This window comes from Rhodococcus sp. IEGM 1330 (assembly GCF_033142445.1).
Taxonomy (GTDB): Bacteria; Actinomycetota; Actinomycetes; order Mycobacteriales; family Mycobacteriaceae; genus Rhodococcoides.
The window spans coordinates 347,434-361,805 of sequence record NZ_JAWLSB010000003.1; the positions used below are offsets into that span (position 1 = coordinate 347,434).

The 14,372-nt window shown below is 62.0% G+C and carries 16 protein-coding genes; 8 read left to right on the forward strand and 8 right to left on the reverse strand.

Annotated features, from left to right (window positions below; translation table 11 throughout):
- The first annotated feature begins 87 nt into the window (after positions 1 to 87).
- Both R4P57_RS09790 and R4P57_RS09795 read left to right on the forward strand, forming a co-directional pair.
- The gene (locus R4P57_RS09790; RefSeq protein WP_317802636.1) at positions 88 to 2,304 is read left to right on the forward strand and encodes a hypothetical protein; all 2,217 of its coding nucleotides are present in this window, start codon (positions 88 to 90) and stop codon (positions 2,302 to 2,304) included.
- Entirely contained in the window at positions 2,301 to 2,573 is a 273-nt protein-coding gene (locus R4P57_RS09795) for a hypothetical protein (RefSeq protein WP_317802637.1), read from the forward strand. The genes R4P57_RS09790 and R4P57_RS09795 overlap by 4 nt, the downstream gene beginning before the upstream one ends.
- Positions 2,574 to 3,466: 893 nt before the next feature.
- Here R4P57_RS09795 and R4P57_RS26800 read toward each other — a convergent pair.
- Entirely contained in the window at positions 3,467 to 3,922 is a 456-nt protein-coding gene (locus R4P57_RS26800; protein ID WP_411742339.1) for a helix-turn-helix domain-containing protein, read from the reverse strand.
- Positions 3,923 to 4,317: 395 nt separating this feature from the next.
- On the opposite strand from R4P57_RS26800, the gene R4P57_RS09800 reads away from it, so the two are divergent.
- The 3 genes from R4P57_RS09800 to R4P57_RS09810 all read left to right on the forward strand — a co-directional run bounded on the left by R4P57_RS09800 (position 4,318) and on the right by R4P57_RS09810 (position 5,664).
- On the forward strand, positions 4,318 to 4,581 hold the full coding sequence (locus tag R4P57_RS09800; RefSeq protein WP_317802638.1) for a type II toxin-antitoxin system prevent-host-death family antitoxin: 264 nt from the start codon (positions 4,318 to 4,320) through the stop codon (positions 4,579 to 4,581).
- Positions 4,578 to 4,970 carry a type II toxin-antitoxin system VapC family toxin gene (locus tag R4P57_RS09805; RefSeq protein WP_317802639.1) on the forward strand — a complete coding sequence of 131 codons (393 nt, stop codon included), beginning with the start codon at positions 4,578 to 4,580 and terminating at the stop codon, positions 4,968 to 4,970. The genes R4P57_RS09800 and R4P57_RS09805 overlap by 4 nt, the downstream gene beginning before the upstream one ends.
- 76 nt (positions 4,971 to 5,046) lie before the next feature.
- Entirely contained in the window at positions 5,047 to 5,664 is a 618-nt protein-coding gene (locus tag R4P57_RS09810) for a class I SAM-dependent methyltransferase (protein WP_317802640.1), read from the forward strand.
- Positions 5,665 to 5,689: 25 nt separating this feature from the next.
- Here R4P57_RS09810 and R4P57_RS09815 read toward each other — a convergent pair whose 3' ends face one another.
- The 4 genes from R4P57_RS09815 to R4P57_RS09830 all read right to left on the reverse strand — a co-directional run bounded on the left by R4P57_RS09815 (position 5,690) and on the right by R4P57_RS09830 (position 9,645).
- Positions 5,690 to 6,697, reverse strand: coding sequence for a polysaccharide pyruvyl transferase family protein (locus R4P57_RS09815; RefSeq protein WP_317802641.1), 1,008 nt, complete (start codon positions 6,695 to 6,697; stop codon positions 5,690 to 5,692).
- A complete protein-coding gene (locus R4P57_RS09820) occupies positions 6,694 to 7,596 on the reverse strand; it encodes a glycosyltransferase (RefSeq protein WP_317802642.1) in 903 nt (300 codons plus the stop codon). Before R4P57_RS09820 ends, R4P57_RS09815 begins: the two co-directional genes overlap by 4 nt.
- A gap of 104 nt (positions 7,597 to 7,700) precedes the next feature.
- Positions 7,701 to 8,873 carry a winged helix DNA-binding domain-containing protein gene (locus tag R4P57_RS09825; protein WP_317802643.1) on the reverse strand — a complete coding sequence of 391 codons (1,173 nt, stop codon included), beginning with the start codon at positions 8,871 to 8,873 and terminating at the stop codon, positions 7,701 to 7,703.
- A gap of 4 nt (positions 8,874 to 8,877) precedes the next feature.
- Positions 8,878 to 9,645 (reverse strand): metallophosphoesterase family protein, encoded by a 768-nt coding sequence (locus R4P57_RS09830; RefSeq protein ID WP_317802644.1) that lies wholly within the window; start codon positions 9,643 to 9,645, stop codon positions 8,878 to 8,880.
- 170 nt (positions 9,646 to 9,815) lie between these two features.
- Here R4P57_RS09830 and R4P57_RS09835 point away from each other — a divergent pair, with 170 nt between their 5' ends.
- Both R4P57_RS09835 and R4P57_RS09840 read left to right on the forward strand, forming a co-directional pair.
- Complete coding sequence (locus R4P57_RS09835) at positions 9,816 to 11,159, forward strand: MFS transporter (RefSeq protein ID WP_317802645.1); 1,344 nt, start codon at positions 9,816 to 9,818, stop codon at positions 11,157 to 11,159.
- Between the two features lie 82 nt (positions 11,160 to 11,241).
- Entirely contained in the window at positions 11,242 to 11,880 is a 639-nt protein-coding gene (locus tag R4P57_RS09840) for a hypothetical protein (RefSeq protein ID WP_317802646.1), read from the forward strand.
- A 62-nt stretch (positions 11,881 to 11,942) separates the two neighbouring features.
- Here the strand turns inward: R4P57_RS09840 and R4P57_RS09845 are convergent, their stop codons facing one another.
- Entirely contained in the window at positions 11,943 to 12,353 is a 411-nt protein-coding gene (locus tag R4P57_RS09845; RefSeq protein WP_317802647.1) for an ABC transporter permease, read from the reverse strand.
- A gap of 286 nt (positions 12,354 to 12,639) precedes the next feature.
- Positions 12,640 to 13,224, reverse strand: coding sequence for a hypothetical protein (locus tag R4P57_RS09850; protein ID WP_317802648.1), 585 nt, complete (start codon positions 13,222 to 13,224; stop codon positions 12,640 to 12,642).
- A 107-nt stretch (positions 13,225 to 13,331) separates the two neighbouring features.
- Here R4P57_RS09850 and R4P57_RS09855 point away from each other — a divergent pair, with 107 nt between their 5' ends.
- A complete protein-coding gene (locus R4P57_RS09855; protein WP_317802649.1) occupies positions 13,332 to 13,814 on the forward strand; it encodes a hypothetical protein in 483 nt (160 codons plus the stop codon).
- 11 nt (positions 13,815 to 13,825) lie between these two features.
- Here the strand turns inward: R4P57_RS09855 and R4P57_RS09860 are convergent, their stop codons facing one another.
- Positions 13,826 to 14,359: a hypothetical protein gene (locus tag R4P57_RS09860; RefSeq protein WP_317802650.1), complete on the reverse strand. Its 534-nt coding sequence runs from the start codon at positions 14,357 to 14,359 to the stop codon at positions 13,826 to 13,828.
- Between the last annotated feature and the right edge of the window lie 13 nt (positions 14,360 to 14,372).

Consider the following 14,372-nt stretch of genomic DNA (forward strand, 5'->3'; position numbering starts at 1 on the left):
AGGTGGTGACACAGAGCGCTGCGGCGCTCGTCTCCTTTCCATCACCGGTGACCCGGCCAGCGCCGAATGCTGTTGAGGAGAGCAGATATGCCACTCCCTGAAACGGTGAAAGCCCACTACCTCGGTCAGCAGAGACTGACGATGGAACTGCTCGCGTATGCCGAGGAGATCTGGGGCTCAAGGCCACCCGCCGATTTCGATGCGTGGTTCGCGGCGAACGTCGACGACCTGGTGCAGATCATGACCATCGGACAACAACGGGCCACACGAGACATCGACGACTACGTGACAGCGACCCTCGACGAAGCGGGAACCCCAGTCACACCAGAAGCCGACCTCATCACCGACAGCCTCGCCGGGACAGCCGCGGACGGGCGTTCACTCGACGGCCTGTTCTACGGCGCTGTCGTTGCCGCGGGTAAGCAGGTCGAAACCAAGGGATCCGCCCTGGCATGGCAGGCAGGATTCACCACCCTGCAGATGTACATGCAAACGCAGTTGGCGGACGCTACCCGAGTCGCAACGAAAGTCGCTGTTGCCACGAGACCCGGAGTCGGTTCGTACCGAATGCTCAACCCCCCGTCCTGCTCCCGCTGTGTCGTCCTCGCTGGCCGCTTCTACAGGTGGAACGCGGCGTTCCGTCGCCATCCCGGTTGCGACTGCAAAGTGGTTGCCGCTGTCGAGGGAACCGCCGACGACGCGATGGTCGATCCGGTGAAGTACTTCGATTCGCTGTCGGTCGCCGAGCAGAACAAGACCTTCACGATGGCTGGTGCGGAGGCGATCCGGTCCGGTGCTGATATCGGGCAGGTCGTCAACGTTCGCCGTGGTGCTACAGGTTTGGATTCGGCGGCCGGTTCGACGGGGGCGTTGCAGACCCAGGATGTGTATGGGCAGCAGTTGTTCACGTCGACGGAGGGTGTGACGAAGCGTGGTGTCGCCGGCAACGTGATCCGTGCTCGTGGCCGTGATCCGCGTACGACGCCGAGGTTGATGCCGGAGTCGATCATGGAGATCGCGGAGTCCCGTGAGGATGCTCTGCGGTTGCTACGAGCAAACGGCTACATCCTGGACCGTTCGGGCCCTGCGTCTGGTGTCGGTTCGAGGACGAGTCTGGTCCCGGATATCGCGAAGCCGGTCCGTCCCATCGTCGATCTGGATGCTGTCGCTGCCGCGGAGGCCGCGAAACGCGCCGCCCACCAGAAGAAGGTCGCTGACACGAAGGCCTGGCTCGAAGCTGAACGCCTCTACGAAGAATCCCGCCCGCTGTCCCGCGCGACACGCGACCTCATCACCTCTGCACGCGCCGATCTACCGGCCGGCCAAGACGGCTGGGACAACCTGAGCACCTTGTCGAAGGACGCCAACGGCGCATTCGTTCCGTCACGTCGGCTCAAGGCGCACCTGACCACGGTCACGGACGCCGGCCGAGCTATCAACACCGACATTGCGCGACGCATGAACGCCGATGACGCCCTCACTTCTGCCCGCGCGCTGTTGTCTTCTGAAAGCGTTGCGGCCGAACGAGACCGCCTACTCTCCGCCGGGAACTTTCAGGACCTCCTCAAGTTCGACACGGTCATCAACGCCCGCCGAGTCGATGTGGCGAAACGCGAAAGCGAGATCATCCTCGAAGCACTCACCGACGCACGCGGATTCGGCGGCACCAAGCAGACAGTGCGCACGCTCACCCCGGACGACCGCGCGAAGATCGGTGAACAGAGCAGCAGCACCATCAGTCCCGTCGATGCTGATGCCCTCGATATGCTCCGTGAAGCCGAGCGCTTCTACCCAACTGACTGGCTCAGAGCGGCCGACGATCGCGGCCCGATCGGACTTGGCCACGCAGACCGCGGATTCTTCCTTGAGCAACACCCCAGTGTTCTCACCACCGACACCATCGTCGTCAGCAAACGAGGCAGCCATCCCTACGAATGGGGTGCCCACGCCGACGAGGCAACCGAGACCATGATCCACGAGCTCGGACACCGAATGGAGAAATCGATTCCCGGTCTGACCCAACTCGAGTTCGCGCTCGCCCGCACCCGAGCCACACGCAACGGCCTACTCGAAACCCCAGCCGAGATGTACCCAGGATCCGGAGAGATGACCTACAAGGACGACTGGACCGAGCGGTCCCGTGGCTACACCGGTAAGACCTACGAAGCTGGCATAGACCGGCCAGACCTCAAGCCACACGAGATCTTCCAGACCGGAACACAGGACCTGTACGGTCGATCGCAATTCAAGTTCGGAGACACCGAACTGCAGGAGTTCATGTTGGGAGTGTTGACGCTGCTATGAGCTGGTCAATACGGTCACGGACCAACCCCGAACGATGGCTCGAATCCACAGGCGGCATCGACTTCACAGCCGATCCGATAACCACCGCAGCACTCGGCGATATCTCCACTGTCATGGTCTCCGACTGGCCAGGCGGACCACGGCGAGCAGGTATCGATACACCTGTCCGCCTCGGCACAGCAGCATGGGAACTCATCCCCGACCCAGAAGCACGCGGCGACTACCCGACGATGAAGCGTTGGCCGCATTCACCGTTCCTCGCCTACTGAACGGCTGACCTCAGATGCCACGATCACTTATGAAGGTGTGCGCACAGCCCGGATGCCCCGAGCTCCAACGCGAGTCCCGGTGCCTGAACCACCGTCGAGCTGTGAACCGACACCAACGAGCGACGACACCAACGAAGGCCACACGTGACTACTCCGAGCAGAAGCGCCGGCAAGCAACAGTGGCCGAGCATCGATCGAAGTACGGGGAGCAGTGCCCTGGATTCGAGCGCCCACCGCACGCGCTCGCACCAGCTGACGGAGGACTGACAGCCGATCACATCGTCGACATCCAACACGGCGGCGACCCATCGGGACCACTCCAGGCCATGTGCAGATCATGTAACGGGCGCAAGGCTCAGCGCGCATACCGAAGAAACCAATGAGGAGTTTCGACCCGCCGGACAGGGGTGGGCGGAGGGGCTCAGCCCTCAGTTCACGCTTCGCCCTGAGGGAGGGCGCTCGCAGGTCTGTCAGGTTCAAACGATTCTCGCTAGCGCCTCGCTGGGGTGGGCGAGAGACCCTCAGGCCACACCGACCCCCGCCCTGAGTGAGGGAAACTCCCACTCCCGCAGGTTAGAGCTTTTCGATCAGAGCGGAGCTTCCGAGGAGAGTTACCCGAAGGAACTCACCTCCGTGACCAGCAGCGCGCAGGGGGTGGGCTATCGGACCTTCCCCCACTGGGGTCATCTTCGCCTCGGGGGAGGCGGATTTCCCTCCGTACGGGTCTGGGGTTCTGATGGGGCACCCTGAAGCTCGGCCAGGTGTTGCTGTCTGGTCAGCCGTCTGAGCAACTGGATCACACTGTCGGGGACTGGCTTATCGGCCAGCCCGGCAGCTAGGACAGCAGCTCGGCGGTCGATCTCTGCCCGGTCAGCATCGGAAATTGCCACGGTTTACCTCGTTCGGGGTTGTCGTTTGGGTGGGGGTTCGCTGGCGGCCCAGGCGTCGAGGTCGTCGACGTGGATCAGCCACGCACCCTGCGGTGCCTTCCTCTGCCGTCCCTTCAGCCCCGAGCCTGGTTTCAACTCCTCTTGATGCAAAGCGTCGTAGATGCTTTGCCGGTGGCAGCGAGCACGTTCCCCCGCCTCTCGCGTACTGAGCCATGGCGATGTTGGTACCCGCACTGCTTGAGCCGTCCGATTCATCTCTCCGCGGCGTTCGCGCCGGGCGTCACCGCTCTCCGTCTCCGCAATGAGATCCGCTACCCGTTCGATTGCGGCTGCCAGCAACGTCGTGACCTCTTGCAGTTCAGCAGACTTAGCGGTCCACCGGTGTCGCAGATCCTCGACCTCCCGGCGAGCATCTATCAGACGGTCAGTTTCGGTCCCCGCTGTTCGGCCCGCGCCCATAGCTCTGGACGGTACCCCTCGGTTCTCCACAGGAACCGTCTAATTCGCGGGAGTGGGAGTTTCCCTCACCCAGGGCGGATGTCGGCGTGGACCGAGGGTCTCTGGCCCACCCCGGCAGTACGCAGCCGGTACGCAGCAGTGTCATCAGCAACCGTCGCGCACCAACGGTTCAAACTTGCAGGTGCGCTGCTCAGGGCTGGTTTCCGGTAACTGCCAACAACAGCAAACGCCCAGCGATGAGTTCCGCTTCAACGTGTAGTCAATAGAGCTTTGCCCACGAATTTGTGCAGATGCCGACCTGTGACCGTGGGCAGATGAATAGTCCGTCGGCGAATACTGGCCCGGCCGGAGAATGCCTGCCCGCCTGGTAGCACATGAAGTGCTACTTTGGTGCGGTGGAGCGAATCGGCATCAGGGAGCTACGGCAACACGCCAGCCGCTACCTGGCGCGGGTGAAGGCCGGCGAAACCGTCGAGGTCACCGATCGTGGCAAGCTCGTGGCGCTGCTCGTGCCACCCGAACCTGGTCGCGACGCCGTCGATCGCCTCGTTGCCGAAGGGCGATTGACGGCAGCAACGCTTCCGGTTCGTTTTCCCGAACGAGTGCGCGCAGAGGTATCCACAGAATCCATGCTCGACGACATGCGTGACGATCGGTGATCTACCTCGACTCGTCCGCTGTGCTCAAGCTGATCTTCGACGAGGCCGAAAGCGACGTCCTGCAGACCTGGCTTACGGAGCGAGCGGGAGTGCCCTGGGTCAGTAGCGAACTGGCCAAAATCGAAGTTGTGCGCGCAACGCGTCGATACGCACCGGGTTCTGTGCCCACTGCTCGGGCAGTTGTAGCGCAGATGAATCTCGTCCCCATCGATTCGAGTGCAACCGACCTAGCGGCCGATGTCGGTGACCCGATGCTGCGCACCCTCGATGCGATCCATCTGGCCAGCGCACTGTCGGTTCGAGACCATCTCACGGCGTTCGTCGCCTATGGCGTCAGGCTGGCGGCGGCCGCACAGGCGCACGCTTTGACCGTCCATGCGCCGGGCTGACGTCACAGCTCGGGCCGTTGTCAGCCCGGGGAATCGATAATGACTACGCTCCGAATCAGAGGATAGGAGAACGTAGATGGGTCTGCAGGAACTCGAGTCGTTGGTGAACCAGACAGCCACCGCCGGTGAACCTTTCGAGCGCGGAGCCGATGAGGCGGAGCAAAAGTATCTGTCCTCGCTCGCGGCCCGGGCGAGTACGAAGTTGATCTGTGAGGTCGGGTTCAATGCCGGCTTCTCGAGTTGGGCTTTTCTGGACGCGTCGCCCGATACGACCGTCGTGTCCTTCGACTTGGCCGCGTATGCCTACAGCGACGCCGCGAAAGCCCATATCGACGAGCACTTTCCGGGCCGACACACCCTCATCCAGGGCGACTCGCATACCACCATCGCGGCCTATGCGAAGGAACACCCGGACATGCGGTTCGACGTCATCTTCATCGACGGAGACCACTCGGTGGAGGGCGCTCGCGCAGACCTCGACGATCTAAGTGCGCTCGCTACCGCCGAGTCGGTGGTCGTCATGGACGACATCACCCCGTGGCTCTGGTTCGGCGAAGGCCCCACTCAGGCGTGGCAGGAAGCCGTCGACACGGGTCGGATTCTGCACACGCAGTACTTCCGCGATGGAGAACCTGTCGACGCGGTGACACCTCCGGCCGCTCGCGCCTGGGCCGAGGGCCGTTACCCCTTCTGAACCTCCGCGCTGTGTCAACCAGCGTTCATCTACGACTGTCGGATACGGCCTGCTGAACCAACTCGGCGGCCTCGTCGGTGGTCGATGCGAAGTGGACGTTGTCGAAGCGGTGCAGGTAGGCGTCGTAGATGCCGGATACCTTCTTGTTCGCGTTGTCCATCGCCACGACACGCTTGCCCATCATTGCGGCCAGGACAGCAGCGTGCAGTCGATCGGTGAGGACAACGGGCGCAAGGTTCAGAATACGTTGGGCCACACGGAGGTTGAGCTTTGCCGTCTGCTCGTACGAGCGTAGAAGAGCGGGGTAGAGCAGCCGATTCGCGCTGGGGAAACGTTGCGCAATCAGAGTCGGCAGCATCACCGCCGTCGAGATCACCAGATCCGTTCCGCGCAGGCCCCAATCGTATTGCACGGACGAAGCGTCGATGTTCACCGATGCGTGGCCGAGGCTTTCCGAATCGGCGCGCAGGAGCTTCACGACGTCCACTGCAGAGCCTTCGGCGCGTCGAGCGATGTCGGCACCGAACGCCATGTCCGGACAGTATTCGATGCGGTTGCTCGGGAAATGGGCGAGTGCCAGTTCGTACGAACGTTTTTCACGCAGCATGAGGGTCAGATCCGGGTGCTGCGCGTACAGGGCTGCGGTCCTCGTAAGGGCTTCGGTGTCGGCAAAGTCGATGCTCTGCGGAAGGCACACGATCTTGTTGCGAGGAAACCGCGCAACGATCGCTTCACGAAATCGCTGGTCGATCGGCCAGCGGTCACCGAAATTTCCTCCGCCTTGCAAAAACAGAGTCCCGTCACCGATTCGTTCTTCGAGTAGAGCATCGTTGTGGGTGAACGGATCCGACACGTAGTCGACGTGCACGTTCAACCGCTTCAAGTACTCGACCTCACCGGCATAGATGAGTGAGTCACCGGCATTGTAGTGATTCGGAAAGTCCAAGTGAGCCACGCGATCCCCCGGTGCCGTGTGAGGCCGCAGGACGGCGAGAGTCTCCTCGCGTATCGCATCGATGGTCTCGCGTGTCATCGGATGCTCGGTCGCTGTCGTCGGCCGAACGCGGACACTCGAATTCGTAAAGCGCCGTAGTGAATCCCGATGTAGTGAGCCCACAGACCGACGGGCATCGGTCGCAGTATCCGCGGCAGCCACGGATTACGAACTGTCGCAAGATAGATGATCGACACCGCATGTACGGGGATCCTGACGAAGGACGACGGATGCGGGCAGCCCGATGCACGGTGCTTAGTCGACAGTTGGTACGACGTGTGTCCGTACGCGCGGCCTTGGTCGAACGATCGCCGGACAGTCGTTCTGATGCGGTAAGCGACCAACGCGTCCGCGGCATGTCCGAGCGTCAATCCCGCTTGCTGAATCCTCCAGGAGTAGTCGACGTCCTCGGCGCCGCCGACGAGGTCTTCGTCGAAGTCTCCGACCTTCTCGAAGGCCTGCCGCCACAGTGCGAAGTTGCTTCCCGGTGCATACGGCAGGTAGGCAGTGGGAAACAGAGTGCCGGTCGGCGGGGTATCTCGCCACGCCGCCACCTCCGCCGGATTGAGGGATTCGATTTCGAGTGCGCCGCCCACAGCGTCGAAGCTGTCGAGCGCGCGCACCATTGCAGTCAGCCACGTCGGAGAAGCGACGTCGTCATGGTCGACGAAAGCAACGATGTCGCCGCGTGCGGCTTTCACTCCGACGTTTCTGGCGTATGAGACTCCACGCTTGGCGGAGGCGTCCACCCTTCGCACCGACAGAGGCAAAGAGAGTTCTTCGAGGTGTGAGCGCAAGCCGTCGGTCGGGCCGTTGTCGCTGACTATGAGCTCGACATCGCCCGTGTAGTCCTGTGCAGCGATGGCTTCGAGCTGCTCATCCAGATCGGGCAACCCGTTGTACACGGGGAGGACGATGGAAACCAGACTGATCGGCACGGTCTGACCCTACCGCGAACTCGAGCGCTGATTGGTCGGGCGCTCCGCTATTCAGGCACAGGTCCGCTGGTCATGTGCCCACAATAACTGGTAGACAAAGTCGGCTACTTCTTCCCGCGCAGTTTTTTCTCCAGCGGTGTCGGGAAGGATGGGACCACCGGGGTGCCGTCGAGCAGGGTGGTGAGTCGTTCAGTCTCGGCTGCAACGGCTTTCGTCACCGTCGATCCGACGTCCTCCAGGATTTCGGTCACCACTTCTCCGGACCCGGTGACCGCCCAACCGCCGACGATGCGACCCCCGGACCAGATGGTCGGGCCGATGTTGCCGAAGGTGTCGAACAGTGGAGCCTTGTGCTCACCCAGGTACCAGGCGCGGTGTTTCCATCCCATCGGAGTGGGATCGAGTGCAGGTAGCAGCATGACGCTCGAGCCGGCAATCTTGTCGAAGGTAGTGCCGGGCAACATGATTCCGTCGCCCTCGGTCAGTTCGACCGCCACGGTCTCCAGGCCGGAAATCGCCCCACGAGTCTGAGTCTTGTTCCAGCCCGTCCACCACTGCAGATCGTCGAGGGTCGCAGGTCCGAACACTTCGAGCCAGCGTCGAGCCAAGTCCGTCCTGGCCTCGGTCTCGTCGAGATCTGGAATCCCGCCCGGCCACCAGTGATCGATCGGTGCCCATGCGTGACGTCGAGATGTCCACGCGCCCCGTGGTTCGACGCGCACCAGCCTTCCTTCGGCGGCCATCATCACCAGTACCTCCGAGGTGACGTACCGCTTGACGTCGTACACCTTGTCGGTGGTCGGTAGAAGCGCTGTCTTCAGGCCGGGCACAGCCGCGGACAGCTCAGCTCCGGTCGCGGTCCCCATCGATCGCAACGCCGATTCGGTCTCGGCTTCGGTTGCCGCGAGCCAAGATTCGACGTCGGCGATCACCGGTTCGGTGGGCAACGTGGAGACTTGTTTGATCAGGCGTGCCCGCATGGTGCGCGCAACCCCGAGGCTCGCCGCAGCGTGAATCATCGGAACGTCGTCGTGAGCGACGACGAACATCGTGCGCCGCATCGCCATCAACCGCACCAGGCTCCGGCGCTCGTACATTGCATCACGAACACCCGAGAGCCCCAGCGATCTAGCGCGGGCGAGCACCGACAGATACACCGTCGCCGGATCGGTGGCATGCAACGCGAGGAGTGACGACACTACAGCTTCGGTGGTCGAGGCACGGGCGAAGTGCTGCGCGACGAGCCGGTGTCGGCGCTGAGCGTCGGTGATCTTCACGCGATCAGTGTGACGGCATTTGTGGCGCAGGGCCGACAAATCCGGTGAGAAGAGCGTCGGCGATGTCGTTCATACCGTGCGCGCGGGCATCGGCGGCAGCACCGAGGTGGTCGTACTCGACCAGCTCGAACGATACCGACCAGCTGCCTCTGTCGTGATCGTCGAGTACTGCGTACCGAGCATGCGGCGACCCGGATTCCATGACGTGCGGGTAGGGCTGATCGTCGTCGTACGCGGGCGCGCCGACGCTCCCCGGATTGACCACGAGTGTGCCGCTGGGGAGAGTCGACTGTCGCTGCAAGTGGGTGTGCCCGCAGGCGATGACAGCTCTGTCGGTGAAACCTGCTGCTCGGTCGATAATTTCGGCTTCGGTGGCCTCGCGAGAGCCGTCGGGGTCCACCGAGTGCAGAAAATACTGCTGATCATCGGTGGGCGTACCGTGCACTGCCAGGATTCCGCGATCCAGCTCGAGTGAGAACGGCAGCGAGCCCAGCCACTGTCGATGCTCGTCGTCGAGTCGATCATGGGCGTGCCGATCCCAACTGCCCATGGAATCGGGAGCCTGCTCGAGCAGATAGCGGTCGTGATTGCCCGCGATAGTGGGAAAACCCAGCGCCATCAGCCGGTCCGCAGTTCGACGCGGATGCAGGCCGCCGGAGAGCAGATCGCCGAGATTGACCACCGAGTCGACACCTTGCCGTTCGATGTCGTCGAGAACGGCGTCGAGCGCCGCGATGTTGCCGTGAATATCGGCAATGAGAGCTACTCGCACGTTCACAGGATCGCAGCGTGGGCATTCGGCTGCAACACGGCAGCCCGGGGCTGAGTGCTGGAGACTTCACCCTCGTCCCTGCGTCTTCGATGGGTGGTTTCTCCATAGACCTCCGCTCGAGTCGTCCATAACGTGGTCCAGGTCACTTTCGCTCTAGGAAAGCCGAGCCCATGCCTGCAGCCACGTCGAAGCCCGAGATCGAATCGAGGGTGGTCAAGAAGGTCGCCCGACGCATCATTCCGTTTCTCGGGTTGGCCTACTTCGTCAACTATCTCGATCGCACCAACATCGGTCTCGCCAAGCTGACCATGAGCGACGAATTGGGCCTGACCGAAACGATGTTCGGCCTGGCGTCGGGCCTGTTCTTCATCGGGTATCTGCTGTTCGAGGTGCCCAGCAACCTGGCTCTGCACAAATTCGGTGCCAGGCGATGGATCGCCCGCATCATGGTGTCGTGGGGAATTGTGGCCGCCGCCATGGCTTTTGTGCCCACGGCAGGGTGGCTGTACGGGCTACGGATTCTTCTCGGCATCGCCGAGGCCGGCTTCTTCCCCGGCGTGCTGCTGTACATGACGATGTGGTTTCCGCGCGCCTACCGAGTCCGGTTGATGGGCCTGTTCCTCCTCGCGCTGCCGGTGTCGTCGGCGCTCGGCGCCCCCCTGTCGAGTGCGATCATTCAGTACATGGACGGGCTGTTCGGACTGTCCGGCTGGCGGGTGATGTTCCTCCTCGAGGGTATTCCTGCGATTCTGCTCGGCGTGGTCACCTGGTTCTATCTCACGGATCGACCGTCTCAGGCGAAGTGGCTCACCGATGACGAGAAGGCCTGGCTGACGACAGAATTGGAGTCCGAGGACGCTGTGAAGGACGGGCACATCAGCGGCTCGGTCAAGCGCGCTCTCCGTGATGTACGGGTATGGACGCTCGGCCTGATCTACTTCGGCATCACCTACGGTCTCTACTCCCTGAGTTTCTTTCTGCCCAGCATCGTCGCGGGATTCAAGCAGACCTTCGATACCGACTTCTCTCTCGTGACAACCGGTCTTATCGTGGCCGTGCCGTTCGCAGTGGGCGCAGTGGCGATGGTGCTCTGGAGTCGACACTCGGACCGGACCGGCGAGCGAACCTGGCATGTGGCGATTCCGACTCTGATCGGTGCGATCTCCATTCCGTTTGCGCTGTACATGGATTCGCCGTTCACCACCATGATCGCGGTGACGGTCAATGCCGTCGGTGTGTTCTGTGCGCTTCCCGTGTTCTGGTACCTGCCCAGTACGTTCCTCACCGGAGCAGGTGCAGCAGCTGGAATCGCGATCATCAACTCGGTGGGCAACACCTCGGGCTTCGGTGCCCCGTATGTGACGGGGTGGCTGCTCGATGCGACTGGCAACGCCAAGGCCGGGCTGTGGGTCGTCGGCGGTGTCATGCTCGTGGCGGTCGTTCTCGTGATCGCTCTGCGCAGTCGAATGGGAGTCCGCTCCGAGAGCAACAAGGAAGTGCCGGTGGCACACTGACGAACGGCTGCGTATTCACGGAGCGGGGTATCTCCACGCAACCGGATCCAGCTCTTGCGCCGAACACGGACATACTTGACCGATGACGAGTCGTGGGCGGGTCCGGAGCTGGGAGATTCTGGGCATGCAGGGCGTGATCGATTCCGACGACACACCGGGCGGAAGTTGGACGCCGTCGATATCGGTTGCTGTTCACGGACATCCTGTTCTGACTCCAGGCGAGGACGTGGAGTTCGAGTGGCAGCACCAGGTAGAACCTCTGTACGGGTACAGCTTCTTCTCAGTTCGCGCCTGGCCGCTCGGCACGGAGCCTGTCGCACAGTCGGATCGTCCGACGTCCGGTGCTTGGGATATTGCCCCTGACGGCACCGTCACCGAAGTGACAGATCTGGAGTGGGAAGAACCGATTCGGGCTGGAACGTGGTCCGTCGGAGTGGTGTCCGTGTGGAACGGCGAAGAGAGTTGGGGTGTCATCGATTCCGACGACACTCCGGGTGGGTGCTGGACTTTCTTCAGTGCCCTTCATCCAGACGAAGTCATCGACTCTCGATCGGTGGGAGGCTTCAGCATCGGTGGAGGTGTCTCCGACCTCGACGTAGGCGAGCAGGTCGACTTCGAGTGGGAGCCTGTTATCGATCAGGACGGTTACAGCTTTCGCGCGATCAAGGTCCGACCGCGTCGTGAGATTCCGCCGTGGCGAATCGAGCGATTCGAAGGCTGACGCGGTTCCCTCCCGCACGGGCGGGGTGGTCGAGGGGCGATGTCATCGCTCACTTCGATGTGTCAGGAGACCTTCCTGCCTCCGCCGCCTAGGGAAGTTCGTTGGAACGTGGCTGATACGGATCCGATGACCGCCATAGGAAGAGCGAGAACAAGCAAGTTCAAGTAGGAGTCATGCGTCACGAACACCACCCCCGCGATGAGCAGAACAACAAGGGTGGCGACGGCGAGCCAGGAAACCCACTGACGCATTGCTATTGCTGCCACCGCAGGTGGCGTGGCAAGCAACAGCCCGACGGCAACCAGAGGCCACACCCCAAGCACGTCGATGGCTCTGTCATCGCAGTGGTAGGAACCGCCCTCGCCGATCTTGGAGCACGCCATCGACACGTCGAACATTGTCAGCGACAACCCGTTCCATGCGGTGAAAGCCAACGTGGCTACGGCGAGGGCCCACCACACCGACCGCAACATGCCCGCAGCTTAGTCTTCATACGTGGACGGACGGCAATGTCAACGCCAGTTCTTACGAACCCTGCACTGGTCGAAACGTGCGGACTTCCTGGTGCTTACCTGAATATCAGGATAATTCGACGATCGTGACGCCGTCTAAGCGAACCGGCTTCGCATTCATGCCGATGGCTTTCCACTCAGCTACGACGTGACGTCGCGAGCAGGGGGGCAACGGCCATGACCACGTTCGCGTGGTGGATCGAACTGGCCGTGGATTTGCTTGCCGCCGCGCGCCGGTGACTCGTCTCTAGACGCTGTACCAGGGCTGCGGAAGGTCGGGATCGTCCGCGGCGACGTCGATGGTGGTGTTCTCCAGTAGTTCTTGGATCGCAGTAAAACTTGCTCCGATGGTGGCGAAGTGGGGGTCGACGTCGTTGGCGATGCACCAGGCGCGGTCGGCTGGCCAGACGAATGACGGGATCGGCAAGTTGTCGGGGCTGGTGTCATCGCGAGAGTCGACCCATGTCGAGAGATCACTGGTGGCACCGTTGAACAGAACAGCTTCGCGATTGACGAACGGTACTTGCACCGCTCCGACGAGTTCGAGTCCACCCCATCCTTCCCAGATTGCGAAGTAGCAGTCGTCGGGTGTGGAGGTGTGGCTGGAGAGGTGTGAGGTCGCAATCGCCAGTTGCTTGATCTCTGGCATTATTTCACCGTCTACGTCTGCGTCCCCCTCGCGCTGACCAGGATAGGTGGGGTCGGGAATGAACCGCAGGCGCGCGTATGCCTCGTATCCGAGTGGCCCACGAACAGTGAGGTCCGACCAATCGCGGTCCGCGGTGAGTAACCACTGAGCTGGGGAAGCATCGGTGCACGGTCGAACGGTCATGAGGCGATGGTTTCACAAGCCGGAGCGATCCCGGACAAGTGAACGATAAGGCCCCTTTGCATGTGATTCGAGGCCTCCGGCCACGACGTGGAATGTAGGTTGTTGACGTGCTCAGCTCGAAGAGAAGCGAGCTGCTCATTGGTTCAGTTCGAGGTCGTCGCTGTTCATGTTGTAAGGAAGCGTTTTTGAGAAGAGTCCGCCAGCTTTTTCGCCATCCGATCAGCTGGATTGTCTGTGCACTCGTATCGGCTCCGTTCGCCGTCTTCGCGCGATCCAGTTTTACTGGCCAAAGTCACTGGGAAGTACTACTGCAATGGCATCAGGGGCCACCGTTGGTTGCGCTGATCCTTGTTGGTTCGATCAGCGAGATACTTTTCTCGAACGGCCGGATGCGTCGAACAAGGGCACTGATTTTGTTGCCAGTGGCGATCTTTCAGCTGCACTATGCGCTGCTGTTTTTTTACGCCCCGGATCCGACATGGTTACCGGGTATCGCTAGCGCCGCTCTGATCTTGGTGGCTGCGGTGGTTGCGCTCGAGAAACACGGCCCCGAAATGTCGTCTGAATCTTCGTTGTCGACAGGGCGGTAACGCCTGTCCCTTCACGGCCCAGCAAGCATTTCGCGGCCGTCTCTTGTGTGGACGACGATGGCCGGGTTGCTCGTGTCGGTGGCCTCGACGAGTGCCAACACCACCCCGTCACTGTCTGGAACTGCACGAAATGTATCGACATCGCTGGTGACGACGACGTGATCGACATCGACTGCGGCAAGGCCAGCCAGCGTGAACCAGTAATGCTCCGGCGTAGAACGTTTCGGGTCGGTCGACGGCCAGCGCACCTTTTTCATGCTCTTTGCTTGGAGTCCCATCGGGCCGGTTTCCAGCGCCCGGGCAGCGGTGTTGCGACGAGAGCCTGTCAGCATCGTCGGGACACGCCAACCACCTTCGTGGTAGTCGACGACGACCGTGATTCGCATGGCGTTGTTTTGCAGCACGACGGCGACCACGCCGGGGCGCTGCACGTGAGCCAAGGGTGCGAACGGCGTAGTACCCATCATGTCGACATGAGAGGCGCGTTGCCCCTCCAGCTTCGTCAAGGCCAGATCGATCGCTTCCGACGCGTCGTTGTCGTCCATCGTGCAACCATAC